Genomic DNA, 23,532 nt, shown 5'->3' with positions numbered 1-23,532 from the left:
TCGTTGGCGCCGCTCAGGCCGCGGCTTCGTCGACCAGCGCCATTTCGCGGCTGGTCATCAGTCTCTCGATGTCCACCAGGATCAACATGCGCTCGCCCGCGGTGGCCAGGCCGAGCAGGTATTCGGTGTCGAAGCTGGCGCCGAACTCCGGCGGCGGCCTGATCGCGTCGCCGCCCAGTGCGATCACGTCGGATACCGAGTCCACCACCACGCCGACGATGCGCCGGCCGATGTTGAGGATGATCACCACGGTGAACGGGTCGTAGGTGACCTCGGCGAGGTGGAACTTGATGCGCAGGTCGACGATCGGCACGATCGCCTCGCGCAGGTTGATCACGCCCTTGATGAAGGGCGGCGCGTTGGCGATCGCGGTGACCTGGTCGTAGCCGCGGATCTCCTGCACGCGGAGGATGTCGATGGCGTACTCCTCGCGGCCCAGGGTGAAGGTCAGGTATTCCTGCGCCGGGCCGTTCGCCTGGCTTGCCTCAGTGCCGTTCATCGGCGGTGTCCTCCCGCGCCGCCAGGCGTGGCAGCGCATCGACGTCGAGAATCAGGGCGACGCTGCCGTCGCCCATGATGGTGGCGCCGGCGATACCCTCCACGCGGCGGAAATTCTGTTCCAGGCTCTTGATCACCACCTGCTGCTGGCCGACCAGTTCGTCCACCTGCAGGGCGAAGCTGCGCCCCTCGGACTCGAGGATCACCACGATGCCCTGCTCCGGCGCCGGCGCTTCGCCGCCGATGCGCAACAGCTCGTGCAGGCTGAACAGCGGCAGGTACTCGCCGCGTACGCGGATCATCGCGTTGTCTTCGCCGCCGAGGCCGCGCACGTCGTCGCTGCGCGCCTGCAGCGACTCGACGATGTAGGTCAGCGGAATCACGTAGTTGACCGCTTCGACGGCGACGATCAGGCCGTCGAGGATCGCCAGGGTCAGCGGCAGGCGGATGCCGATGCGAGTGCCCATGCCGGGCGCCGAGTCGATGTCGATGCGCCCGCCCATGGCACCGATGTTGCGCTTCACCACGTCCATGCCGACGCCGCGTCCGGACAGCTCGGTGACCGTCTCGGCGGTGGAGAAGCCGGGCATGAACACCAGTTGCCAGACCTCGGCGTCGCTCATCCCGTCATGCACCGGCAGGTTGCGCTCGCGGGCCTTGGCGAGGATACGCGGACGCGACAGGCCGCGACCGTCGTCGGAAACCTCCACCACCACGCTGCCGCCCTGGTGGCTGGCGGCGAGCTTCACCGTGCCGCTCGCCGGCTTGCCGGCGGCGAGGCGTTCGGCGGGCGTTTCGATGCCATGGTCGATGCTGTTGCGGACGATGTGGGTGAGCGGATCGCTGAGTTTCTCGATCACGCTCTTGTCCAGTTCGGTGTGCTCGCCGTGCAGGTGCAGCTCGACCTGCTTGCCCAGGCGCGTGGCGGTGTCGCGCACCAGCCTTGGGAAGCGGCTGAAGATGAAGTTGATCGGCAGCATGCGGATCGACATCACCGACTCCTGCAGGTCGCGGGTGTTGTGTTCGAGCTGGGCCAGGGCGTGCTGCAGGCGCTCGTGGCGGCTCGGGTCGAGCTGCTCGCCGAGCTGGCCGAGCATGGCCTGGGTGATCACCAGTTCGCCGACCAGGTTGATCAGGCTGTCGATCTTTTCCACGCTGACCCGGATCGAGCCGGACTCGCCGTCGCCACGCACGGGCGCGACTGCGCCCCTGGCCGTCGCGGCGACGGCTTGCGCGGGCGCACTGGGCGCGGCGGGGCTGCCGGGGGCGCCGTCGAACAGGCCGAAGGCGCGTTCCTCCGCCGGTGGGGAACCCGGTGCCTCATCGAAGAGGCCGAACGCTTCGCTCGCGGCCGGTGCGCCGGGCGCCTCGTCGAAGAGCCCGAACGCTTCCGGCGCGGCCGCTCGTTCCGGAGCGCCCGGGCCTTCGTCGAAGAAGCCGAAGGCATCGTCGTCCGCGGTTTCCCTGGCGGGCGCGTCGTCGAACAGGCCGAAGCCTTCCTCCGCCGCTTCCTGTTCCGGCACCCGCAGCCAGCCGCGCAGCCGCTCGACCGTCTCCAGCAACGGCACCCCGGGGTCGGGACTGCCGCTGCGATGGGCGTCGAGCAGGCGCTGCAACACGTCGCGGGCTTCGAGGAAGGAACTGATCATGTCCGGCCGCAGGTGCATCTGGCCACAGCGGATGCGGTCGAGCAGGGTCTCCAGTTCGTGGGTGACGGCGGTGATGTCGTCGAAACCGAACATTCCGCTGGAACCCTTGATCGAATGCGCGGCGCGGAAGATGCCGTGCAGCGTCTCGCTGTCCGGCCGGTCCAGGTCGAGACCGATCAGGAGGAGTTCGAGGGTGGCCAGGTGTTCCTCGGTTTCCTCGAAGAACACCTGGAGAAACTGGCTCATATCCTGGGGCATGGGACCTCCCCCGCGGGGGAACGGGAATCAGGGCAGGACCTTGCGCGTCACTTCGAGCAGTTTCGGCGGGTCGAACGGCTTCACCAGCCAGCCGGTGGCGCCGGCGCTGCGTCCCTGCTGCTTCATCGCGTCGCTCGATTCGGTGGTCAGCATGAGGATCGGCACGCTGCGGTAGCCGGCCAGGTTACGCAGGCTGCGGATCAGCGACAGGCCGTCCATGTTCGGCATGTTCTGGTCGGTGAACACCAGGCTGTAGCTCTTGCTCTGGGCCTTGCCGAGGCCTTCCTTGCCGTCCGCGGCCTCGTCCACCTCGTAGCCGGCGGACTTCAGGGTGAAGCTCAGCATCTGGCGGATAGACGCCGAGTCGTCGACGATCAGAATCGGTTTGCCCATGGTCTTGCGTCCTCACGGTGTCCCTACCGCAGCGCCAAGCTCGGCGGCGAAGGTGGTGTGTGCCAGGTGGCTGTGACGGAGGGCTCTGATGGCCCTTTGCTAGTTCCAGTAAAGACAATGTCCGGTGGATTTCAATTATTGGCGCCGGTTTCTCGTCGGATAGTTATCCGGTTAGACGGATTGGCTATCGATACCCCTCAGAACAATTCCACTTCGCCCACGTTGACGCTGTTCTGGCTCACCGGGCTGGGCAAGGGCCGGCGCAGTTCCTCGACCTCCCGTGCGACCCGTTCGGGCCATTCCTGGCGCGGTCGCGCCTCCAGCGCGCCGAGGCCGAGGGCGAAGGCGCCAAGACGCGCATGGTGCTTGCGCATCTGGCCGAGCAACTGGCTGCCCATGTCCTGGAATTGCAGGGCGGTGACCGCCGCGTCGACGCCCTGGCCGACTTCCAGCGAGAGCCGGTCCAGTTCGTGGATGACCTTCAGGGTGTGCCGGTTCATCGCCTCCAGGTCATCGAGCATGCCCTGGATCTTGTGCTTGGAATCGAGGGCGAAGGACATGTCCTTGTCGGCCAGTTGCGAGATCGCGCTCTCGGCGTCCTGGATCTCGTGGTGGACCACGTCGACGTGCTTGCGGATGGCGGCGGAAAACTCCGTGGAGCGGGTCGACAGCGCGCGCACTTCATCGGCGACCACGGCGAAGCCGCGGCCGCTCTCGCCGGCTCGGGCGGCCTCGATGGCAGCGTTGAGGGCGAGCAGGTTGGTCTGCTTGGCGATGGCGTCCATGTCCTGGGTCGACTGCAGGATCTCGGTGATCTTCAGCCGCACCTGGTCCATGCGTTCCACCAGTTGCTGCGAGGTCCGGCTGGTTTCCAGGGTAGCCTCGACGAACAGGCTGAGGGTCTGCTGGGTGGTCCTGACGAAGTCCTGGAAGTTGATGCCTTCGTCGACCTGGCCGCGCCCGTCGTAGCGCTCGATCAGCGAATGGGACAGGCCGCGCTGGGTATCGATGCGTTCGGCGAGGCCGTGGAAGCTGTCGCTGAGCTGGCGGATCGCCGAATGCAGCAGTTCGTCGATCTGCCGGGCGTGACCGTCCAGTTGCGCGGTTTCGTCGGCGAGCGCCCGTTGCGCCGCGCTCCAGGCCGGCGAAGCGGCATCCGCCTGCGGGTTGGCATTCGCTACCGCTTGCCGAGGGGCGCGCAGGAGGAGGACGAGCATGGCCAGGCTGGCGAACCAACCGAGCGCCAGGACCAGCCAGACGCCGAGGCCGACGGCATGCAGCCCGGCGCACAACGCCCAGGGTAGGGAAAGCAGGCCCAGCTTCAGCAGCAGGGGCCGGGATGGTAACGAAACACCGAGGGACTCGCGCATGCTGCACTCCATGTGCCGGATCGGAGCAGGGCTTCCAGGCGGTCCCTCGGGACCGTGCGGAAGCCGCCTTCCAAGCTCGTCGGCGGCGTTTTCTAAAACTAGAGTCCCAATCGGTAATGTCAAACTGCCGTTTTTCCGGCGAGGCCGGTGCCAGGGCCTTTTCCCGTTTGCCGAGGCGACGGATGGCTGGCGCTAGCCGGTTGGGAAGGCGGAGAAGCGCCGGGCCAGGTCCTGGCGGCGGAAGTAGTCGACGACGAAGTCGACGAAGACCCGGGTCTTGGCCGGTAGCAGCTTGTTCGCCGCGTAGTAGAGGCTGGTGTTGCCGGCGTCGACGTACCAGTCCGGCAGGACCCGCACCAGGGCGCCGGACTCCAGGTAGGCATAGGCGTGCTGCATGCATACCAGGGTGATGCCCAGGCCCATGGCGGCGACCTCGCAGGTGGCTTCCGGGTCGCTCATGGTCATGCGTTCGCGCAGCTCGATCGGCGCCTCCTCGCCGTTGCGCCGGCGCAGCGGCCAGGAGCGCACGCGGCCGGTCTGCGGCGAGCGGATGCGGATCCCGTCGAAGCCGCCCAGGTCGCCTGGATGGCGGATTGGCGGCTTGTCGCGGAGGTAGGCGGGCGAGGCGAGGAGGATCAGGTGGCCCGGCGTCAGGTTGCGCGCCACCACCCCGGGCGGCAGTTCGAAACCACCGCCGATGGCGGCGTCGAAGCCTTCGCCGATGAGGTCGACCTGGCGATTGTCGAAATGCCAGTCGGGCACGATGTCGGGATAGCGTTCGAGGAACTCGCCGAGCAGCGGCAGGATGTAGTCGCGGCCGAAGGCCAGCCCCATGCTGACCTTCAACGTGCCGCTGGGTTGGTTGCCGACGCTGGAGACGTTGGCGAGAGCGGTCTGGATGCCCTCCAGGCTGCCGCCGACCTCTTGCAGGAAACGCTCCCCGGCTTCGGTCAGGGTCAGGCGCCGGGTGCTGCGCTGGAACAGGCGCACGCCGAGGTTGCTTTCCAGGCGGGCGACGTTCTTGCCCACCCCGGCCGGCGTCAGGCCCAGGCGCCTGGCGGCCTCGGCGAAGCTACCGGCCTCGGCGCTGCGGACGAAGCACTGGATGTTGCTGAGGGTTTCCATGGGAAAGGGCCCGAATAAACCATTGGTATCGGCTGAATATAGCGATTACCCGCTACCAGGTCTGCAATGGACGACGGAAACTCGGGGCCTGTCTATCCACTCCGATGGAGATTTCCATGTCCGTATCCTCTGCATCCCTCGCCGGCAAAGTCGCCTTCGTCCAGGGCGGTTCCCGCGGCATCGGCGCCGCCATCGTTCGCCGGCTGGCCGCCGAAGGCGCCAGCGTCGCCTTCACCTACGTCAGCTCGGCGGACAAGTCCCGGGCCCTGGCGGCCGAACTCGAAGGCGCCGGAGCCAGCATCCTGGCCCTGCATGCCGATAGCGCCGACGCGGCCGCGCTCGTCGCCGCCGTCGACGAAGCGGCGGCTCGCTTCGGACGCATCGACATCCTGGTCAACAACGCCGCCGTCCTCGCCCTCGGTTCGGTGGAAGAGCTGCCGCTGGCCGACTTCGAGCGGACCCTGGCGATCAACGTGCGCAGCGTCTTCGTCGCCACCCAGGCGGCGGTCAAGCACATGGGCGACGGCGGGCGGGTGATCAGCATCGGCAGCACCAATGCCGAACGCATGCCGTTCGCCGGCGGCGCCACCTACGCGATGAGCAAGTCGGCGCTGGTCGGCCTGACCAAGGGCCTGGCCCGCGACCTCGGCCCGCGCGGGATCACGGTGAACAACGTGCAGCCGGGTCCGGTGGATACCGACATGAACCCGGACGACGGCGACTTCGCCGAGGCCCTCAAGGGCCTGATGGCGCTGCCGCGCTACGCCCGCAGCGAGGAAATCGCCAGCTTCGTCGCCTACCTGGCCGGGCCGGAAGCGGCCTACATCACCGGGGCCAGCCTGACCATCGATGGCGGTTTCTCGGCCTGACCCGGGTCGCCTCGTTCCACCCGGCGAAGTAGCCCCTCTCCCCGACCTTCTGGCCAGACGTTCCCTCCTGAAGGGAGAGGGCGAGGGGAGAGGTTCCGCTTATCGCAGCAGGAAAGGCGAAGCCCCCTCTACGACACCGGTCTCGCTGACGTATCGCTTCCAATGCTCGATCAGCTCCGCCAGCTTGCCCGGCTGGCTGTCAGCGAGGTCGTGGATCTCGCCCGGGTCGCGGGCCAGGTCGTAGAGCTGCCAGGTGGCCGGGCCCACCGGGGCCGGCAGGTACACCGCCTTCCAGTCGCCCTGGCGGATCGCACGCATGCCGAACAGCTCCCAGCCGGTCACGGTGTTCTCGTCGTGGGCCGCCTCGGTCTCGCCGGAAAGCCAACCCAGCCAAGACCTGCCGCGCGGCTCGGCGATCTCGCGGCCGCGCCAGCGCTTGCCTGGGTGGCGGACACCGGCGAGGTCGAGGAGGGTCGGGGTGACGTCCATCACCGTGGCGAAGGCATGGCTGATCGCACCCTGCCGGCTTAGCCGCGGGTAGCGCACCAGCGCTGGCACGCGAATCCCGCCCTGGGTTGTGAACGCCTTGTACAGGCGCGATGGTGCGGTGGCCGCCTGGGCCCAGCGCGGGCCATACCAGACGTAGGAATTGGCGCGGCCGATGTTTTCCAGGCTGTTGTCGTAGTGCCGGTCGAGAAAGCCCAGCAGGTCCGGGCCGAATTTCGGGAACGCCTCCAGCAGGGCGCCTTCGGCGCCGTTGTCGGACATGAACAGGACGAAGGTGTTGTCCAGCTCGCCCTGCCGGCGCAGGTAGTCCACGACCCTGCCGATGTTCCAGTCCATGCGCTCGACCATCGCCGCGTAGACCTCCATCGCCCGCGCCGACTTAGCCCGCTCCTCGTCCTCCAGGGCCTCCCACTCGCGGGTCAGGGCGAGCACCGGATGGGCTTCGACGTCCGCTTCCACCAGGCCCAGCTCCTTGAGCCGGGCCAGGCGTTCCTGGCGCAGCGCTTCTGGACCGGCGTCGTAGCGACCGCGGTACTTCTCGACGATCTCCCGCGGCGCTTGCAGCGGCCAGTGCGGCGCGGAGAACGGCAGGTAGGCGAAGAACGGCCGGCTCTGGTCGCGCTCCTTGAGGTATTGCAGCAGCTTGTCGCCGAAGGCGTCGGAGGAATAGAAGCCCTCCGGCAGCGTGTCGAGGTAGCGCTCGTCTTCCACGTAGAGCGCTGGCGTACCCTTGAGGATGCGCGGAGTGCTTTCGTCGTAGGGCGGCTCGAAACCATAGTGGTTGGCGGCGCCCGGCAGCAGCGAGAAGGAGCGCTCGAAACCGCGTGCATGGGGCGTCTGTTCCGGCTTCAGGCCGAGGTGCCACTTGCCGGCCATGAGGGTCTGGTAGCCGGCCTCGCGGAGCAGCTCCGGCAGCGCCACCACGCGCTCGTTGAGATGCCCTTCGTAACCCGGCTTGCCTGCCAGTTCCGGGGTCAGCGCCTCGGCCATGGTGCCGATCCCGGCGATGTGGTGGTCGGTGCCGGTGAGCAGCATCGAGCGGGTCGGCGAGCAGGTCGAGGCGGTGTGGAAGTCGGTCAGGCGCAGGCCGGCGATGGCCAGGGCGTCGAGGTTCGGCGTGGCGATCTCGCCGCCGAAGGCGCCGATATCGGAGAAGCCCAGGTCGTCGGCGACGATCACCAGGAAGTTGGGGCGTTTGCTCATGCGCGGGTCTCGTCTGGATGGGAGGAGAAGGTGGGGCCCTCGCCCCCGCCCTTCCCGCAGGGGGAAAGGGCCAGGGCAAGGGGCTTTTCAGCAAGCGAGGAATTCGAAGGGCAGGTTTTCCACCCGTCGCGGCGGCGGCGCGACGTACTCGCCGTCGGCGGTCAGTTCGTGCAGCAGCGCTTCGCGCTGGCGCAGGAAGTCGAAGCCACCGCGCTCGCGCGGATGCGCCAGGCCCACCTCGACCACCCGCCTGATCCGCCCCGGACGCGGCTCCATCACCACCACCCGGTCGGCCAGGTAGAGCGCCTCCTCGACGTCGTGGGTGACCAGCAGGGTGGTGATACGGGTACGCCGGCGGATCGCCAGCAACTCTTCCTGCAACTGCTGGCGGGTCAGTGCGTCGAGGGCGCTGAACGGCTCGTCGAGCAGCAGCAGGCGCGGGCTGGCCACCAGGCCACGGGCGATCGCCACGCGCTGGGCCATGCCGCCGGACAACTGGTGCGGGTAGGCACGCTCGAAGCCGTGCAGGCCGACCAGGCGGATATATTCGTCGATCCGCGCCGCCTTGTCGGTTTCGCCAAGGGCTTCGTTGACCAGGCCGAGGGCGACGTTCTGCTGCACCGTCAGCCAGGGGAACAGGCGGTGCTCCTGGAACACGATGCCGCGTTCGCCGCCGATGCCGGCGATTGGCCGGCCGTCGACGCGGATCTCGCCGTCGTAGTCGCGGTCCAGGCCGCTCAGCAGGCGCAGCAGGGTCGACTTGCCGCAGCCACTGGCGCCGACGATGGCGATGAACTCGCCCTCGCCGATCTCCAGGTCGAACTGCTGGATCGCTTCCAGTCGCCGGCCGTCCACGGCGAAGTGCTTGCGCACCTGGCGGAAGCTGACCAGCGGGGTGCCCGTGGCGGGCGCGGTGAATGCGTTCATGCGTGTCTCCAGCGCGTGGCGCGCGCTTCGATGCGTTGGCCGAGGGCATTGAGCAGGGCGCCGGTGAGGCCGACCAGGAGCATGCCGGCGCCGATCAGGTCCATGCGGAACAATTGCTGGGCGCCGATCATCAGGCTGCCGATGCCGCCGTCGGAGGGCATGAAGTACTCGGCGCCGATGGTTCCCAGCCAGGCGTAGATCAGCGCCAGGCGCAGGCCGGCGAACACCGACGGGGCGGCACCCGGCAGGACCAGCCGGAGCAGCCGTCGCCAGGGACCCAGGCGCAGCACCCGGGCCGCCTCGCCGAGGCTCGGCGGCAGGCTGGCGATGCCGCGCTGGGTGGCCAGCAGCAGCGGGAAGAAGGCGGCGATTGCGACGAACGTCAGCTTGGCCGGTTCGCCCAGGCCGAACCAGGCGGTGAGCAGCGGTACCCAGGCGAAGATCGCCACCTGCCGCAGAGCCGCGAAAGTGGGGCCGAAGAAGCGTTCCGCCGGGCGCCACAGGCCGAGCAGCAGGCCGCCGAGGAAACCCAGGCCGCCGCCCAGCAGGAGCCCGCCGAGCGTGCGCTTCAGGCTGTCGAACAGGGCGCCTGGGAGGCTGCCGTCGAGCGCTCCGCTCCAGGTCGCCCGCGCCACTTCCAGAGGGCTGGCGAGGATCGCCGGGTCGACCCATTCGGCGCTGCTCGCCGACTGCCACAGGAGCAGCAGCGCCAGCGGCGGCAGCCACACCTGCAGGCGCTGCCAGCCGCGTCCCGGCGGGCGCCGGCGGAATTCGCCGGTGGCGGCTTGCGGCCAGTGCAGCAGGCGGCGGTCGAGCCACTGGATGGCGCGGTCCATGCCCACCCCGACCAGGCCGATGATGAGGATGCAGACGAACACGATGTCGAGCATGAACAGTTGCCGGCCCTGCACCATCAGGTAGCCGATACCCTCGCTGGAAGCCAGCAACTCGACCGCCAGCAGCGAGGTCCAGCCCTGCGCCAGGGCCAGGCGCAGCCCGGTGAGGAAGGCCGGCAGCGCCGCCGGCAGGATCAGCCGCCAGACCAGCAGGCGTGGCGGCAGGCGCAGTACTGCGGCGGCTTCGCGCAGCTTGGGCTGGGCGTCGCGCACGCCGACCAGGGTATGGATGGTCACCGGCACCACGACCGCTTTCACCAGCACCACCAGCTTGAGCAGTTCGCCGATGCCGAAGAACAGCATGAACAGCGGGATCCAGGCCAGCGTGGGGATTTGCGCGAGGGCGCTGAAGGTGGGGAAGACCAGGCGCTCGGCACGCGGACTGAAGCCCAGCCAGGCGCCTAGCGCGGCGCCGCTGGCGACCCCGGCGAGCAGGCCCCAGGCCAGGCGCCGCAGGCTGATCGCCAATTCGCTCCAGAGTTCGCCGGCGAGCAACTCGCGGGCGCTCTGCCAGACCAGCTCGGGAGTTGGCAGCACCTGGGCCGACATCCAGTGGCGATGGCTGGCGACCCACCACAGCAGCGCCAGCCCGAGCGGCAGCAACCAGGGCAGCAGGCCGTCCCCCAGGCGCCGGGCGAAAGCCGCGGAGGGCGGCGGCGCCAGGCGCGGCAGGGGCCGGCTCCAGGCGGGCGAAAGGGTTTTATCGATATTCTTCATGGGAATATAAATCGCCGAATCAATGCATTTTTTCGCTAAGAAGGGCCATTTAAAGAAAGGCACCAGGCAGCGGCAAATGCATTTGGAGAATATTTTCCATGCTCTGGCTGCATATGACGCGGAGAGGCCCGTGCGGCCTGTCATACTGCTTGTGGTTATAAAAAAATGAATTTTTATTATTTATTTTCGAGGCGCCGCTGTGCATAGCTAGCCGCACACCCGCTCCCGGCGGGAATCCCTCTCTTCCCGTTCCAAGGAGCCGCCCCATGAAAGCGCTTACGTCTTCCCTGCTCGGTCTGTTCGCCGCGCCTGTGCTCGCCGGCCTGCTCGGTGCCTACGTGCCGCTGGCGAGCGCCGCTCCGCCGAAGGAAATCCGCATCGCGGTGCCGGACGTCAGCGCCGGCAGTTCGCACTCGGGCGGCGGCGTGGTCGACGTGCTCTACACCCGCCAGTTGCTGGAGAAGGAGTTCGCCAACGACGGCATCGCGGTGAAATGGAGCTTCTTCAAGGGCGCCGGCCCGGTGGTCAACGAAGCGTTCGCCAACGGCCAGGTGGACTTCGCCTACCTCGGCGACCTGGCGGCGATCATCGGCAAGTCCGGAGGCCTGGACAGCCGCCTGCTGGCCGCTACCGCGCGAGGGGTCAACCACTATCTCGGCGTGCAGCCGGGCTCCGGGATCAAGACCCTGGAGGATCTCAAGGGCAAGCGCGTTGGCATCTTCCGTGGCACCGCCAGCCAGTTGTCGTTCGACAATGCCCTGGCCAGCGTCGGTCTCAGCGAGAAGGACCTGAAGGTGATCAACCTCGATTTCAGTGCCGCCCTGTCCGCCCTCGCAGCCAGGCAGATCGATGCCACCTGGGGCCTGGCCGGACTGTTCGCCCTGCGCGACCGCGGGCTCGCGGAAATTCCGCTGAGCACCCGCGACCTGAACGGCGCCGGCACCCTGCAGGCGCTGCTGGTCGGCTCCGGAGCCTTCGTCGATGCCCATCCGGACATCACCGAGCGGCTGCTCAAGGTGCAGTTGCAGGCCCAGGACTGGCTGGCCCGCGAGGAGAACCGCGACGCTTACATCGAACTGGTGTCGAAGCAGGCCAGCTACCCGGTGGTGATCCTGCAGAGCGAGTACCGTGGCCGCAAGCTGGGCGACGCCCTGTCGCCGCGCCTGGACGCCGATTTCCTTGGCCGGCTGGATGCTTCGATCCAGGCGGCCAAGCGTTTCGGCCTGATCCGTCGCGAATTCAGCGCCGAGCAGTGGGCCGCGCCGGAACTGCTGGAGGCGGCCGGCAAGCTGGCGAAGGCCAAGGCCGTGGCGCAAGCGGCGGAGTGACGCCGCGCCGCGGCCCGGGGCGTCACCAGATCGAGCGGGAGTAATCGACGACCAGCCGGGTTTCGTCGATGTCGCCGTCGAGATAGCTCGCGTTGCCCCGGTGCCAGGCCTGCGAGGCGCGCAGGGCGAGGCCGGCGAGGGGGCCCGCCTTGACCCGATAGGCGAAGCCGAGGTCGCTTTCCCGGTGCCGCCCGTCACGCCCGTAGAGTCCGGCGTAGATGCTCTCGGCGGCACTGCTGGCGCTGGCCCCGGCACGGCCGCGGGCATGCAGCGCATGCAGGCTGAGCCCAGGCAGGCCGAGCGCGCCGAGGTCCAGGTCATAGCGTAATTGCCAGGAACGCTCGCCCGGTCCGTTGAAGTCGGAGTAGCCCACCGAGTTGGCCAGTACCATGGACGCGCTGGAGCGCCCGTCGCCGAAGGCCATGTAGTCGAACGGCTGCTCGCCATGGACACGCTGGTAGGCCAGGGTGATGCGCTGCGGCCCCTGTTCGTAGCCCAGGGCCAGGGAGCTGGCCAGGGTGTCGATGCGGCCGAAGCGGCTCTGGCCGCTGTCGCGGGTGCGGTAGGCGTCGAGGTCGACCCGCAGCGCGCGCTCCCCGCCCAGCGGCTGGCGATGGCTGGTGCCGAAATAGGCCTGCTGCCAGATGTCGTCGAAGCGCGAGGCGTAGAGCGACAGTTGCAGCCGCTCCGTGGCCTGCCATTGACCGCCGAGGAAGCCGACCGCGTTGAGGCGCACCGGATAGGCGCCGAGGCGTCCGTAGACGGTGCTGATGTCGCCGCGGACCTTGGATTCGCCGGGGCCGGAGGCGGCGGTGAAGCGCCCGCCCTCGAGCAGCAGCCCGTCGAACGAGCGGTCCTCCAGCAGCAGGCCGTAGGCCATGCCGGCCAGCGTGCGGTTGCTGCTGGCGGCGAACACCGGCGCGCTGGTGGTGGTCTGGCCGTACTTCAGGCGGGTTTCGCCGTGGCGTAGCCTGAGGGCGCCACCGACCTTGCCGTAGCGATGGTCGGGATGGCCGTCGGCGCCGACCGGCAGGTTGCCGGTGCCGGTGCGGCCGCCGCCGCTGTCCAGTTGCAGGCCGAGCATGGCATGGGCGTCGAGGCCGAAGCCGAGGCTGCCCGGCGTGTAGCCGGAGGCGAACTGGAGGCGCAGGCCCTGGGTGGCTTCCTCGCGGTAGCCGTTGCGCTCGCTCCTGGGCTTGAAGCGGTTGCGCCCGGCGTTGTTCGGGCTGTCGCGGTAGTCGCGGTTGAAGTAGTAGGTGCGAGCGAGGAACTGCAGTTCGCTGTCCTCGACGAAGCCCCCATCCCCGGCCGTCGCGGCCGCCCCTTCGGAAAGCGTGCCGGCGACCAGGCCGGCGAATACAGCGCGTCTGAGATTTTGCATTTATTGTTTTCTCCCACCTGAGTGCCAGGTGGGCGCAGTCTCGGAAGTCGCTCCGCAGGCCGCTTGTGTTTCCCTGCCTCGGCTTTTGCCGGGGCCTGCCATTGGCAGGGGCTGGCATGTGCAACGGCAGGCCGGGTCAAGCATTTCGGAAGTCACCGACGGAGAGTGTGGCGTCGGCCGTCATCCGCAACGGCCGTGGGTGGGAGCCTAGGCTCCCGATGCTACCTCGCCTCAGGGAATACGCTTCATGAACAACAAGACCCTATGCCCTTCGCTCTTGCTCTGCCTTTCGCTGCTTGCACCGCTGTCTTGTCTCGGGGAGACCGCCGCCGCGCCCTATCCGCTGGCCCACCCACCGCGCCTGGCCGACTACCTCCCGCCGCCGCCGGCGGCGGACTCGGCTGCGGCCGTCGCCGATCTCGGCGCGGTGCTGGAGGCGCAACGCCTGCGCACGCCCGAACAGGTACGCCGGGTACGCGCCCACGACCAGTGGGAGGACAACGTCTTCCCCTTCGCCGGCGACCTGCTGGGCGCCTCGTTCGACAAGGAACGCCTGCCGCTGACCCGGAGTTTCTTCAACCGCGCCCAGGAAAACCTGGTCGAGGTGCTGATGCCGGCGAAGAAGCACTTCGCCCGCCCGCGTCCCTACGAAGTGACACCGAAGGTGAAGCCGGTGCTGCCGCCGCCGGAGGGGGAGTCCTATCCCAGCGGCCACACCATGGACAGCTACTTCAAGGCCTCGCTGCTGAGCATGCTGGTGCCGGAGCATCACGATGCGTTCTTCGCCCGCGCCGAGGAGCATGCGCAGAGCCGTGTGCTGGCCGGCGTGCACTTCCCCAGCGACCTGGAAGGCGGGCAGACCGCCGCCGCGGCGCTGGTGGCGAGCCTGCTGGCCGATCCGGCGGTGGCCGCCGACTTCGCCGCGGTGCGCGAGGAGCTGCGCGGCGCGCTGGGGTTGCCGAAACTCCAGTAGAGGAAGGGAAAGCGCGCGGCGGCTCAGGCCGCCGCGTGTTGCGCCTGGTCCAGTTCCACCAGCGTCTCGATCATCGCCTTGGCCGCTGCCGAAAGCCGGTAGCCGCTGCGGCTGATGATGCCGCAGCGGGCGCTGAGGCTATCCAGGTTCTGCGGCAGGTTGCGCCACTGTAGCGGTTGCAGTTCGCCGCGCTGCAGGTAGGGGCGCAGGGTCTCGTCGCTGGCGATGCCGATGGCGTCGGTCTGGCGGACGATACGGATCAGCGCGTGCATGTTCTCGCAGCGGATGTTGGCGGCGAAGTCGATCTTGCCGCTGAGGTTCGCCAGCAGCTTGCGGATGCCCGGGGGAATCAGGGTCGAGGCCAGCGGGTAGTTGAACAGGTCGTTGGTGGACAGGCTGTCCTTGCCCAGCAGCGGATGTTGCGGACGGCAGAAGAACTGGCCGCGGCGCGGGGTCAGCGGGCGCGTCTGGAAGTTCGGGTCGGCCTCGAAGTCGCGGATGTCGGCGACGAAGAATTCGATCTCTTCGCGGAGCAGGGCGCGGCTGAGCTTTTCCCAGTTGTCCACGTCCAGGCTGATCTGCACCCGCGGGTGGCGGTTGATGAAGTCGGCCACCGCGTCCGGCACCAGTTGCTGGGCCGGCGCCGGCCCGCTGCCGAAGCGCAGCTCGCCGGCATCCAGCTTGTTCAACTGGGCGATCTCGTGGATCAGGTTGGCCGACCCCTGCACCAGGCTCAGCGCGTGTTGCAGCACCACCTGGCCTTCCGGCGTCGGGCGCAGGTCCTTGCTGCCACGGTCCACCAACTGACAGCCAAGCTCCTGCTCCAGGCCCTGGATGCTGCGGCTGAAGGCCGGCTGGGTGATGCCCATGGCGTCCGCCGCGCGGACGAAACTGCGGTGTTCGGCGAGGGCGATGAAGTAACGCAGTTGGCGCAGATCCATGATGCTTTACCGGCATTGGAAATATTGGACAAAGGCATTTGCCGTTCGGGATGTGCTGGTTTTAAATGCAAGCTCTTATTCCGTCAACAAAGAACAAATTAGAAAAATATGCGATTTAGTAATAAGCATAGATAGACCCCAGGAGCTGAACATGGTCCACCGTGCCTTTGCCGCCCCACCTCCGCCGTTCCGAATGCCCTTCCGCGTCGCCGGCGGCTGTCGCCCCTGACAGTCGCCCGGGGCTGAGCTGTCCGCCGGCCCCCTTCGAACCTTTCGCCAGATCGCTGCCTTGCGCGGCATGGCCGCCTGCTGCCTGCGTCCGGCTGCGCCGGAACCGAGGACATTCACGATGAAGCACCACTACCGCCTGCCGCTCCGCCGAACGCCGCCCGGCGGCTCCGACTACGCCCTGGCCCTGCTGCTCGCCCTCGGCGGTGCGTTGCCGGCCAGTGCCGCCGATGCTCCCGCGCCCGCCGAGGAAGCGCCGCCGCTGGCTAGCAGCGTCCCGGACAAGGCCGATACGGCCCTGGGCAAGGTCACTGTCACCGCGCGTCGCCGCGAGGAGGATTCGCAGAAGGTACCGACGCCGATCACCGTGCTCGGCGGCGAGACTCTCGAGGCCCAGCGCATCTCCCGGGTGCAGGACCTGCAGCAGGTGCTGCCCAGCGTCAATGTCGCCTACATCCATGCGCGGCAGTCGAGCGTCGCCGTGCGCGGCATCGGCAACAACCCCGCCAGCGACGGCCTGGAAGGCAGCGCCGGGATCTACCTCGACAACGTCTACCTGGGACGTCCGGGAATGGCCGTGTTCGACCTGCTGGACATCGAGCAACTGGAGCTGCTGCGCGGTCCGCAGGGCACCCTGTTCGGCAAGAACACCACCGCCGGGGTGCTGAACATCAGCACCCGCGCGCCGACCTTCACTGCCGAGCGTACCGTCGAGGTCTCCGGCGGGCAGGATGGCTACTTCCAGGGCCGCGGCACGGTTTCCGGGCCGCTCGGCGAAACCCTCGCCGGACGCCTCTCGGCCTATCGCACCCGCGACGACGGCTACATCAAGAACATCCACGACGACAACTATCTCAACGGCGGCGAGCGCCAGGGCGCGCGCGGGCAATTGCTGTTCGAGCCGAACGAGGACTTCAGCCTGCGCTGGATCGCCGACTACAACGAGGAGGATTCGAGCAACGGCAGCATGGTGGTCTACGGCGGCGCCGAGCGTTTCTGGCAGCGCGCCGCGCTGGTCGGCGCTTTGCCGTTGCGCGATCCGCAGCGCAGGAAGGTCAACATCAACGGCCGCCAGCACGTCAGCGTGCACCAGGGCGGCAGCTCGCTGGAGGCCAACTGGAACCTCGCCGGCGGCTACCGCCTGACCTCCATCAGCGCCTACCGCTACTGGCACTTCACCCCGGCCAACGACGAGCAACTGAACGTCTCGGCGATCAACGACACCGGGGTGGAAGTGCACGACCGGCAGTTCTCCCAGGAGATCCGCCTGGCCTCGCCCACCGGCGGTGCCTTCGACTACGTGGTGGGCGCCTACGCGTTCAGGCAGAACCTCGGCAACAAGACCTTCACCTCCTACGGACCGTTGGCCGACCTGTACCTGCTCGGCGCCAATCTCGGCGCGCTGAACGACACCTACTCGAAGGCCAACGGCAAGATCGAGACCGACAGCTTCGCGCTGTTCGCCCAGGGCACCTGGCACCTTACCGAACGCCTGGACTTCACCGCCGGCCTGCGTGGTACCTACGAGGAGAAGAACGCCAAGGTCGAGCGCTTCGCTCCGCTGGGCGGCGCGGCGGTCGGCGGGGTCGGCGCGGCGGTGCGCAACGGCCAGCTCGGCGCCTACGATTCCGGCGATCTCAGCCAGTACAACTTCGCCCCTTCGGCGTTGCTCAGCCTCAGCTACCAGTTCAGCGACGACCTGCTCGGCTACGCCAGCCTGTCCCACGGCGAGAAGTCCGGCGGGGTCAACCTGGCGGTGGGCAGCGCACCGAGCGCCGGCGCCGATTCGCTGCTGGTCGGACCGGAGCGCGCCAACGACGCCGAGCTGGGCCTGAAGAGCACGCTCTTCGACCGGCGCCTGCTGCTCAACGCCAACCTGTTCTGGACCGGCATCCACGGCTACCAGGCCACCACCCTGTACCAGGCGCCGGGCTCGACCCAGTTGGTGCAGGTGCTGGCCAACGCCGGCAGCGTGCGCTCGCGTGGTCTGGAGTTCGAGGCCACCGCGCTGCCGTTGCGCGGCCTGACCCTGAACTTCAACGGCTCCTATAACGACGTCACCTACCTGTCGTTCAAGGATGCCCCGTGCCCTGCGGAAGTCAGCACCCGGCCCGGCGCGCCGAGCAGTTGCGACCTCACCGGGCAGCGCGTGGTCGGCGCCTCGAAATGGATCGCCAATCTCAATGGCGAATACCAGTGGCGCCTCGACGACCGCTTCCAACCCTACGTCAGCGCCAGCTACGCCTACCGCTCCTCCGCCGAGGGCACGCTGGACAACTCCGACCTTTCGAAGATCGACGGCTACGCCCTGGTGAACCTCGCCGCCGGTCTGCGCAGCGATCTCGGCGACGGCCAACTGGACACCTCGGTATGGCTGAAGAACGCCTTCGACAAGGACTACTACCTGAGCGCCTTCGCCAGCATCAACGGCTCCTACACCGCATCGGTGGGGCAGCCGCGCACGCTCGGCGTATCGCTGCGCTACGACTTCTGAGCCTTCACCCACGCAGTACCCCACGCATGAGGAACATGACATGAGCAATGCAGCACAAGCCCTCGCCACGCCGGTACGGCTCGACGTCCGGCCGGTCGCCGGACGGATCGGCGCGGAGATTCGCGGTGTGACCCTGTCCGGCGAACTGGACGCCGCCACCGTCGAGGCGATCCAGGCCGCCCTGGTACGCCACAAGGTGATCTTCTTCCGGGACCAGAGCCATCTCGACGACCAGACCCAGGAGGCCTTCGCCCACTTGCTCGGCGAACCGGTCGCCCACCCCACCGTGCCGTCCCGCGAAGGCACCCGCTTCCTCCTCGAGCTGGATGGCGCCGAAGGCCGCCGGGCCAATTCCTGGCATACCGACGTGACCTTCGTCGAGGTCTACCCGAAGGCCTCGATCCTGCGCAGCGTGGTGGCCCCGGAGTCCGGCGGCGACACCGTCTGGGCCAACACGGCGAGCGCTTACGCCGACCTGCCGGCGGAGCTGCGCGAGCTGGCCGACCGGCTCTGGGCGGTGCACAGCAACGAATACGACTACGCCGGGGTCAAGCCCAGCGCCTCGGTGGAGCAGTTGGAGAACTACCGCAAGGTGTTCACCTCGACCGTCTACGAGACCGAGCACCCGGTGGTCCGCGTGCATCCGCAAAGCGGCGAGCGGACGCTGCTCCTCGGCCACTTCGTGAAACGCCTGAAGGGTCTTTCGCAGCATGACTCGGCGCACCTCTTCGCGGTGCTGCAGGGGCACGTCACGCGCCTGGAGAACACCGTGCGCTGGCGCTGGCAGGCCGGCGACGTGGCGATCTGGGACAATCGCGCGACCCAGCACTACGCGATCGACGACTACGGCGACCAGCCGCGCGTGGTGCGCCGGGTGACCCTCGGCGGCGACGTGCCGGTAGGCATCGACGGGCAACGCAGCCGGACGATCCGGAAGGCATGACGGACCCGGCCCTCTCCTCGCCGGGGAGGGCGACCACAGGAAGAACGAACCCGCGAGGACCCCTTACATGAGCCAATCCGCCACCGCCCGGCAACCCGAACCCGAGGTCGCCGAGGCATTCCGCATCACCCCCCTGGAGGCGCCGCTGGGCGCCGAAGTCCGTGGCCTCGACGCGCGCCGGCCGCTGGCGCCGGAGCAGGTCCTGGCGCTCAAGCAGGCGCTGCGCGAGCACCACATCCTGGTGTTCCGCCAGCAGCACCTCGACGATGAGCAGTACTTGCGCTTCGCCACCCTGTTCGGCTCGGTGTTCCAGCCGCCGGCGGACATCCCGGTGCTGTCCTCGGGTGGCGACGGCAAGGTGCCGGACATCGTCAAGGTGGCCAACACCGGCGACGGCGAACTGGGCAACTTCGCCCTGCCGGCACACATCGACCACCAATGGACGCCGGTGCCGTCCTCCGGCTCGTTCCTCTACGCACTGGAGGTGCCGTCCAGTGGCGGCGAGACGCGCTTCACCAACCTGACGCGCGCCTACGAGAGCCTCGACGAGGCGACCCGGCGCGAGATCGATGGCCTGCGCCTGATCAACTACAACCCCTTCATCCGCCTGCGCGAGGGCGGCTACGGCGGCGGTTTCGCCACCTACCGCACGCCGGACATCGAACCGATCCAGGGCAGCGAGCACCCGCTGGTACGCACCCACCCGGAAAGCGGCCGGCGCGTACTGTTCCTCAGCGCCCACACCGAGGTGGAGATTCCCGGCTACGACCCCGCGCGGGGCCAGGCGCTGATCGGTCGCCTGCGCGAACATCTGGCGCGCCCGGAACTGAGCTACAGCCACGCCTGGTCGGTGGGCGACATCGTCTGGTGGGACAACCAGGCCGTGCTGCATGCGCGCAACGCCTTCCCGGCCAGCGAGCGGCGGCGCCTGAAGCGCATCAGCCTGGCGGGCAGCCGTCCGTTCTGAGCCGGCATCCCCCAGCGTGCGCCGGCTCCTCCGTTGCCGACCGGCGTAGGTCGCTGCGCGCCGCTCTGGCGAGCCCCTTCCGTTCCGGCGAATAGCTAGCAGAACTGCGACATGCTGTCGCAGTTCTGCCATTTCTCCGCGTCTATCCTGCCCATAGGGCAATTCGCCTTTGGTCTAACGAGCTGGCCTGCAGCGCCCATGGAAAGGCGATCCTGACTTTGTAGTCAAAGTTTTGCTTTGCTACTTTGGCCAGGCATCAGGGATTGCTGATACAGCGTATTAAAAACATTAATTACCCCGCCATTCCGCGGCGCTGGCAGGATATTTTCCCGTCGAAACCGTAGCGGCTTGACCTGATAGCCGGTCATTCACGGCAGGGATGTCATATTCTCGCGCGGGCTTCCCCGGATAGGCTGCACGCCAGTCAGGACGCGCCCGGCGGTGATGGGCGGGAATTGTTGGTCGGTTTATGACTTGTAGTTTCTCTGTCGTATGCCTTCAGAACTTGTTGAAGGCTTTTCGGCTCGATTGCACAATGCCGCGCCAAGGTTCGTTCGCGAATCGCGGTATGTGAGCTAGACCTCCGCAGCCGGTGCGCCATCCGCAGTGCCCCGGACTACTCGACAATCACGCAGGAGATTCGTGAGTGCAGATCGGTGTCCCCCTCGAGACCCATGCCGGTGAGACGCGGGTTTCCGCCACCCCGGAAACCGTCAAGAAGCTGATCGGCCAAGGCCACCAGGTGATCGTCCAGAGCGGCGCCGGCGTCAACGCCAGCCAGCCGGACAGTGCCTATGAAGCCGCCGGCGCGACGATCGGCAGCGCCGCCGAGGCCTTCGGCGCCGACCTGGTGCTGAAGGTGGTCGCGCCCAGCGCCGCCGAGCTGGCCCAGATGAAAAGCGGTGCCGTGCTGGTCGGCATGCTCAACCCCTTCGACAACGAGAACATCGCCCGCATGGCCGAGCGCGGCATCACCGCCTTCGCCCTCGAGGCCGCGCCGCGTACCTCGCGGGCGCAGAGCCTGGACGTGCTCTCCTCGCAGGCCAACATCGCCGGCTACAAGGCGGTGATGCTCGCCGCCAACCACTACCCGCGCTTCATGCCGATGCTGATGACCGCCGCCGGCACCGTGAAGGCCGCCCGCGTGCTGATCCTCGGCGCCGGCGTCGCCGGCCTGCAGGCGATCGCCACGGCCAAGCGCCTGGGCGCGGTGATCGAGGCTTCCGACGTGCGTCCGGCGGTGAAGGAGCAGATCGAGTCGCTCGGCGCCAAGTTCGTCGACGTGCCCTACGAGACCGACGAAGAGCGCGAGTGCGCCGAAGGCGTCGGCGGCTACGCGCGGCCGATGCCGGCCTCGTGGATGGAGCGCCAGGCCAAGGCCGTGCACGAGCGCGCCAAGCAGTCGGACATCGTCATCACCACCGCGCTGATCCCCGGCCGCAAGGCGCCGACGCTGCTGCACGAGGCGACCGTGGCGGAGATGAAGCCGGGCTCGGTGGTCATCGACCTGGCCGCCGCCCAGGGCGGCAACTGCCCGCTGACCGAGGCCGACCAGGTCGTGGTCCGGCACGGCGTGACCATCGTCGGCCACAGCAACCTGGCAGCGCTGGTACCGGCGGACGCCTCGGCGCTATACGCGCGCAACATCCTCGACTTCCTCAAGCTCACCCTGAACGCCGAAGGCTTCAGCGTGAACCTCGAGGACGACATCGTCGCCGCCTGCCTGATGTGCCGCGACGGCCAGGCGGTGCGCAAGAACGGCTGAGCCGCTGCGTCGGGAAGCTTCGATAACGATAAATGCGCACGCCTCGCGCCTGCGCCCTGAAGACCGGTGAAAACGATGGATATCATTTCTGACGGGATCTACAACCTGATCATCTTCGTGCTGGCCGTGTACGTCGGCTACCACGTGGTATGGAACGTCACCCCTGCCTTGCACACCCCGCTGATGGCGGTGACCAACGCGATTTCCGCGATCGTCATCGTCGGCGCCATGCTCGCCGCCGCCCTGACCGTGACCCCGCTGGGCAAGGCCATGGGCACCCTCGCCGTGGCCCTGGCCGCGGTCAATGTGTTCGGTGGCTTCCTGGTCACCCGGCGCATGCTGGAAATGTTCAAGAAGAAAGCGCCGAAGGCGGGGGGCCACTGATGAGCATGAACCTGGTCACCCTCCTGTACCTCATCGCCTCGGTCTGCTTCATCCAGGCCCTGAAAGGCCTGTCGCACCCGACCACCTCGCGCCGCGGCAACCTCTTCGGCATGGTCGGCATGGCCATCGCCGTGGCCACCACCGTCGGCCTGGTGTTCAAGCTGGGCGCGGAGATCGCCACCACCGGCGTCGGCTACATCGTCGTCGGCCTGCTGGTCGGCGGTACCGCCGGCTCAATCATGGCCAAGCGCGTCGAGATGACCAAGATGCCCGAGCTGGTCGCCTTCATGCACAGCATGATCGGCCTGGCCGCGGTGTTCATCGCCATCGCCGCGGTGGTCGAGCCGCAGTCGCTGGGGATCGTCGCGCACCTGGGCGACACCATTCCCACCGGCAACCGCCTGGAGCTGTTCCTCGGCGCGGCCATCGGCGCCATCACCTTCTCCGGTTCGGTGATCGCCTTCGGCAAGCTCTCCGGCAAGTACAAGTTTCGCCTGTTCCAGGGCACCCCGGTGCAGTTCTCCGGGCAGCACCTGCTGAACCTGGTGCTCGGCCTGGCAACCCTCGGCCTGGGCCTGGTGTTCATGTTCACCGGCAACCTCACCGCCTTCGCCGTGATGCTGGCGCTGGCCTTCGTCCTCGGCGTGCTGATCATCATCCCCATCGGCGGCGCCGACATGCCGGTGGTGGTGTCGATGCTCAACTCCTATTCCGGCTGGGCCGCGGCGGGTATCGGCTTCTCGCTGAACAACTCGATGCTGATCATCGCCGGCTCGCTGGTCGGCTCCTCGGGCGCGATCCTCTCCTACATCATGTGCAAGGCGATGAACCGCTCGTTCTTCAACGTCATCCTCGGCGGCTTCGGCGCCGAAGCCGACGCCGGCGGCCCGGCGGGCTCCAAGGAGCAGCGTCCGGTGAAGTCCGGTTCGGCCGACGATGCCTCGTTCCTGCTGACCAACGCCGACAGCGTGATCATCGTCCCCGGCTACGGCCTGGCGGTGGCCCGTGCCCAGCACGCGCTGATGGAACTGGCGGAGAAGCTGACCCATCGCGGGGTCACCGTGAAGTTCGCCATCCACCCGGTCGCCGGGCGCATGCCGGGGCACATGAACGTGCTGCTGGCCGAGGCCGAGGTGCCCTACGAGCAGGTGTTCGAGATGGAGGACATCAACTCCGAGTTCGGCCAGACCGACGTGGTCCTGGTGCTCGGTGCCAACGACGTGGTCAACCCGGCGGCGAAGAACGATCCGAAGTCGCCCATCGCCGGCATGCCGATCCTCGAGGCCTACAAGGCCAAGACCGTGATCGTCAACAAGCGCTCCATGGCCAGCGGCTACGCCGGCCTGGACAACGAGCTGTTCTACCTGGACAAGACCATGATGGTGTTCGGCGACGCCAAGAAAGTCATCGAAGACATGGTCAAGGCGGTGGAGTGATTCCCCGCTGGGGCCACCAGAACCCCGGCCCAGGCCGGGGTTTTTCGTTTTCGCGGGTTGCCCGCGCAGCGTTCTCCGCCGCTTCCAACGGCGAAAACACCAGCCTTTCAGGAATATTTTTCATGCCCGCAAGGCATGGGTTTTTCGTCGGATCGCTGTAGCCCGCCAACCACGCGGCCTGTGGCGACAGGGGCGAAACCCATAGCTCCAGAAGTTATTTCCATAACAAAAATAATTACTTCAGGCGCTAAGCCTCCTTGCCAATCATGCAACTCCCTGC

Annotated in this window: 19 protein-coding genes; 9 read left to right on the top strand and 10 right to left on the bottom strand. The window is 67.7% G+C overall.

Annotation, left to right across the window (positions count from 1 at the left end; genetic code table 11):
• Positions 1-13 precede the first annotated feature (13 nt).
• From HMPREF3014_RS01350 to HMPREF3014_RS01330, 5 genes are all read right to left on the bottom strand, one after another.
• Complete coding sequence (locus HMPREF3014_RS01350; protein ID WP_034017419.1) at positions 14-499, bottom strand: chemotaxis protein CheW; 486 nt, start codon at positions 497-499, stop codon at positions 14-16.
• Complete coding sequence (locus tag HMPREF3014_RS01345; RefSeq protein WP_016252851.1) at positions 486-2,405, bottom strand: chemotaxis protein CheA; 1,920 nt, start codon at positions 2,403-2,405, stop codon at positions 486-488. Before HMPREF3014_RS01345 ends, HMPREF3014_RS01350 begins: the two co-directional genes overlap by 14 nt.
• A gap of 27 nt (positions 2,406-2,432) precedes the next feature.
• Positions 2,433-2,798, bottom strand: coding sequence for a response regulator (locus tag HMPREF3014_RS01340; RefSeq protein WP_003083943.1), 366 nt, complete (start codon positions 2,796-2,798; stop codon positions 2,433-2,435).
• A gap of 197 nt (positions 2,799-2,995) precedes the next feature.
• Positions 2,996-4,015 carry a methyl-accepting chemotaxis protein gene (locus HMPREF3014_RS01335; protein WP_369700133.1) on the bottom strand — a complete coding sequence of 340 codons (1,020 nt, stop codon included), beginning with the start codon at positions 4,013-4,015 and terminating at the stop codon, positions 2,996-2,998.
• Positions 4,016-4,360: 345 nt separating this feature from the next.
• Positions 4,361-5,293, bottom strand: a complete 933-nt coding sequence (locus HMPREF3014_RS01330; protein WP_003083951.1) for a LysR family transcriptional regulator — start codon at positions 5,291-5,293, stop codon at positions 4,361-4,363.
• A gap of 116 nt (positions 5,294-5,409) precedes the next feature.
• On the opposite strand from HMPREF3014_RS01330, the gene HMPREF3014_RS01325 reads away from it, so the two are divergent.
• Complete coding sequence (locus tag HMPREF3014_RS01325; protein WP_003106691.1) at positions 5,410-6,162, top strand: 3-oxoacyl-ACP reductase family protein; 753 nt, start codon at positions 5,410-5,412, stop codon at positions 6,160-6,162.
• Between the two features lie 99 nt (positions 6,163-6,261).
• Here HMPREF3014_RS01325 and atsA read toward each other — a convergent pair whose 3' ends face one another.
• From atsA to HMPREF3014_RS01310, 3 genes are all read right to left on the bottom strand, one after another.
• A complete protein-coding gene (gene atsA / locus HMPREF3014_RS01320) occupies positions 6,262-7,872 on the bottom strand; it encodes an arylsulfatase AtsA (protein ID WP_023085734.1) in 1,611 nt (536 codons plus the stop codon).
• Between the two features lie 87 nt (positions 7,873-7,959).
• Positions 7,960-8,799: an ABC transporter ATP-binding protein gene (locus HMPREF3014_RS01315; RefSeq protein ID WP_023086868.1), complete on the bottom strand. Its 840-nt coding sequence runs from the start codon at positions 8,797-8,799 to the stop codon at positions 7,960-7,962.
• A complete protein-coding gene (locus HMPREF3014_RS01310; RefSeq protein WP_003106694.1) occupies positions 8,796-10,412 on the bottom strand; it encodes an ABC transporter permease in 1,617 nt (538 codons plus the stop codon). The genes HMPREF3014_RS01315 and HMPREF3014_RS01310 overlap by 4 nt, the downstream gene beginning before the upstream one ends.
• Before the next feature lie 266 nt (positions 10,413-10,678).
• Here HMPREF3014_RS01310 and HMPREF3014_RS01305 point away from each other — a divergent pair, with 266 nt between their 5' ends.
• Positions 10,679-11,740 carry an ABC transporter substrate-binding protein gene (locus tag HMPREF3014_RS01305; protein ID WP_003112655.1) on the top strand — a complete coding sequence of 354 codons (1,062 nt, stop codon included), beginning with the start codon at positions 10,679-10,681 and terminating at the stop codon, positions 11,738-11,740.
• 22 nt (positions 11,741-11,762) lie between these two features.
• Here HMPREF3014_RS01305 and HMPREF3014_RS01300 read toward each other — a convergent pair whose 3' ends face one another.
• Positions 11,763-13,121 carry an OprD family porin gene (locus HMPREF3014_RS01300; protein WP_023086869.1) on the bottom strand — a complete coding sequence of 453 codons (1,359 nt, stop codon included), beginning with the start codon at positions 13,119-13,121 and terminating at the stop codon, positions 11,763-11,765.
• Positions 13,122-13,368: 247 nt separating this feature from the next.
• Between HMPREF3014_RS01300 and HMPREF3014_RS01295 the strand changes: the two genes are divergently transcribed.
• Complete coding sequence (locus HMPREF3014_RS01295; protein WP_003083962.1) at positions 13,369-14,094, top strand: acid phosphatase; 726 nt, start codon at positions 13,369-13,371, stop codon at positions 14,092-14,094.
• A gap of 23 nt (positions 14,095-14,117) precedes the next feature.
• Here HMPREF3014_RS01295 and HMPREF3014_RS01290 read toward each other — a convergent pair whose 3' ends face one another.
• Entirely contained in the window at positions 14,118-15,035 is a 918-nt protein-coding gene (locus HMPREF3014_RS01290) for a LysR family transcriptional regulator (RefSeq protein WP_003083964.1), read from the bottom strand.
• Between the two features lie 349 nt (positions 15,036-15,384).
• Between HMPREF3014_RS01290 and HMPREF3014_RS01285 the strand changes: the two genes are divergently transcribed.
• The 6 genes from HMPREF3014_RS01285 to HMPREF3014_RS01260 all read left to right on the top strand — a co-directional run bounded on the left by HMPREF3014_RS01285 (position 15,385) and on the right by HMPREF3014_RS01260 (position 23,252).
• Positions 15,385-17,757, top strand: a complete 2,373-nt coding sequence (locus HMPREF3014_RS01285) for a TonB-dependent receptor (RefSeq protein WP_023086870.1) — start codon at positions 15,385-15,387, stop codon at positions 17,755-17,757.
• A 40-nt stretch (positions 17,758-17,797) separates the two neighbouring features.
• On the top strand, positions 17,798-18,700 hold the full coding sequence (locus HMPREF3014_RS01280) for a TauD/TfdA dioxygenase family protein (RefSeq protein WP_023086871.1): 903 nt from the start codon (positions 17,798-17,800) through the stop codon (positions 18,698-18,700).
• Positions 18,701-18,767: 67 nt separating this feature from the next.
• Positions 18,768-19,667, top strand: coding sequence for a TauD/TfdA dioxygenase family protein (locus tag HMPREF3014_RS01275; protein WP_010793568.1), 900 nt, complete (start codon positions 18,768-18,770; stop codon positions 19,665-19,667).
• Between the two features lie 646 nt (positions 19,668-20,313).
• A complete protein-coding gene (locus tag HMPREF3014_RS01270) occupies positions 20,314-21,432 on the top strand; it encodes a Re/Si-specific NAD(P)(+) transhydrogenase subunit alpha (RefSeq protein WP_003083972.1) in 1,119 nt (372 codons plus the stop codon).
• A gap of 75 nt (positions 21,433-21,507) precedes the next feature.
• On the top strand, positions 21,508-21,816 hold the full coding sequence (locus HMPREF3014_RS01265) for an NAD(P) transhydrogenase subunit alpha part 2 (RefSeq protein ID WP_003083974.1): 309 nt from the start codon (positions 21,508-21,510) through the stop codon (positions 21,814-21,816).
• Positions 21,816-23,252, top strand: coding sequence for an NAD(P)(+) transhydrogenase (Re/Si-specific) subunit beta (locus HMPREF3014_RS01260; RefSeq protein WP_003083975.1), 1,437 nt, complete (start codon positions 21,816-21,818; stop codon positions 23,250-23,252). Before HMPREF3014_RS01265 ends, HMPREF3014_RS01260 begins: the two co-directional genes overlap by 1 nt.
• The last annotated feature ends 280 nt before the right edge of the window (positions 23,253-23,532 follow it).

The sequence above is a fragment of the Pseudomonas sp. HMSC065H01 genome (genome assembly GCF_001815235.1).
GTDB classification, from domain to species: domain Bacteria; phylum Pseudomonadota; class Gammaproteobacteria; order Pseudomonadales; family Pseudomonadaceae; genus Pseudomonas; species Pseudomonas aeruginosa.
Note: the sequence above shows the minus strand (reverse complement) of the source record. Positions and strands in the feature narration are given on the sequence as shown.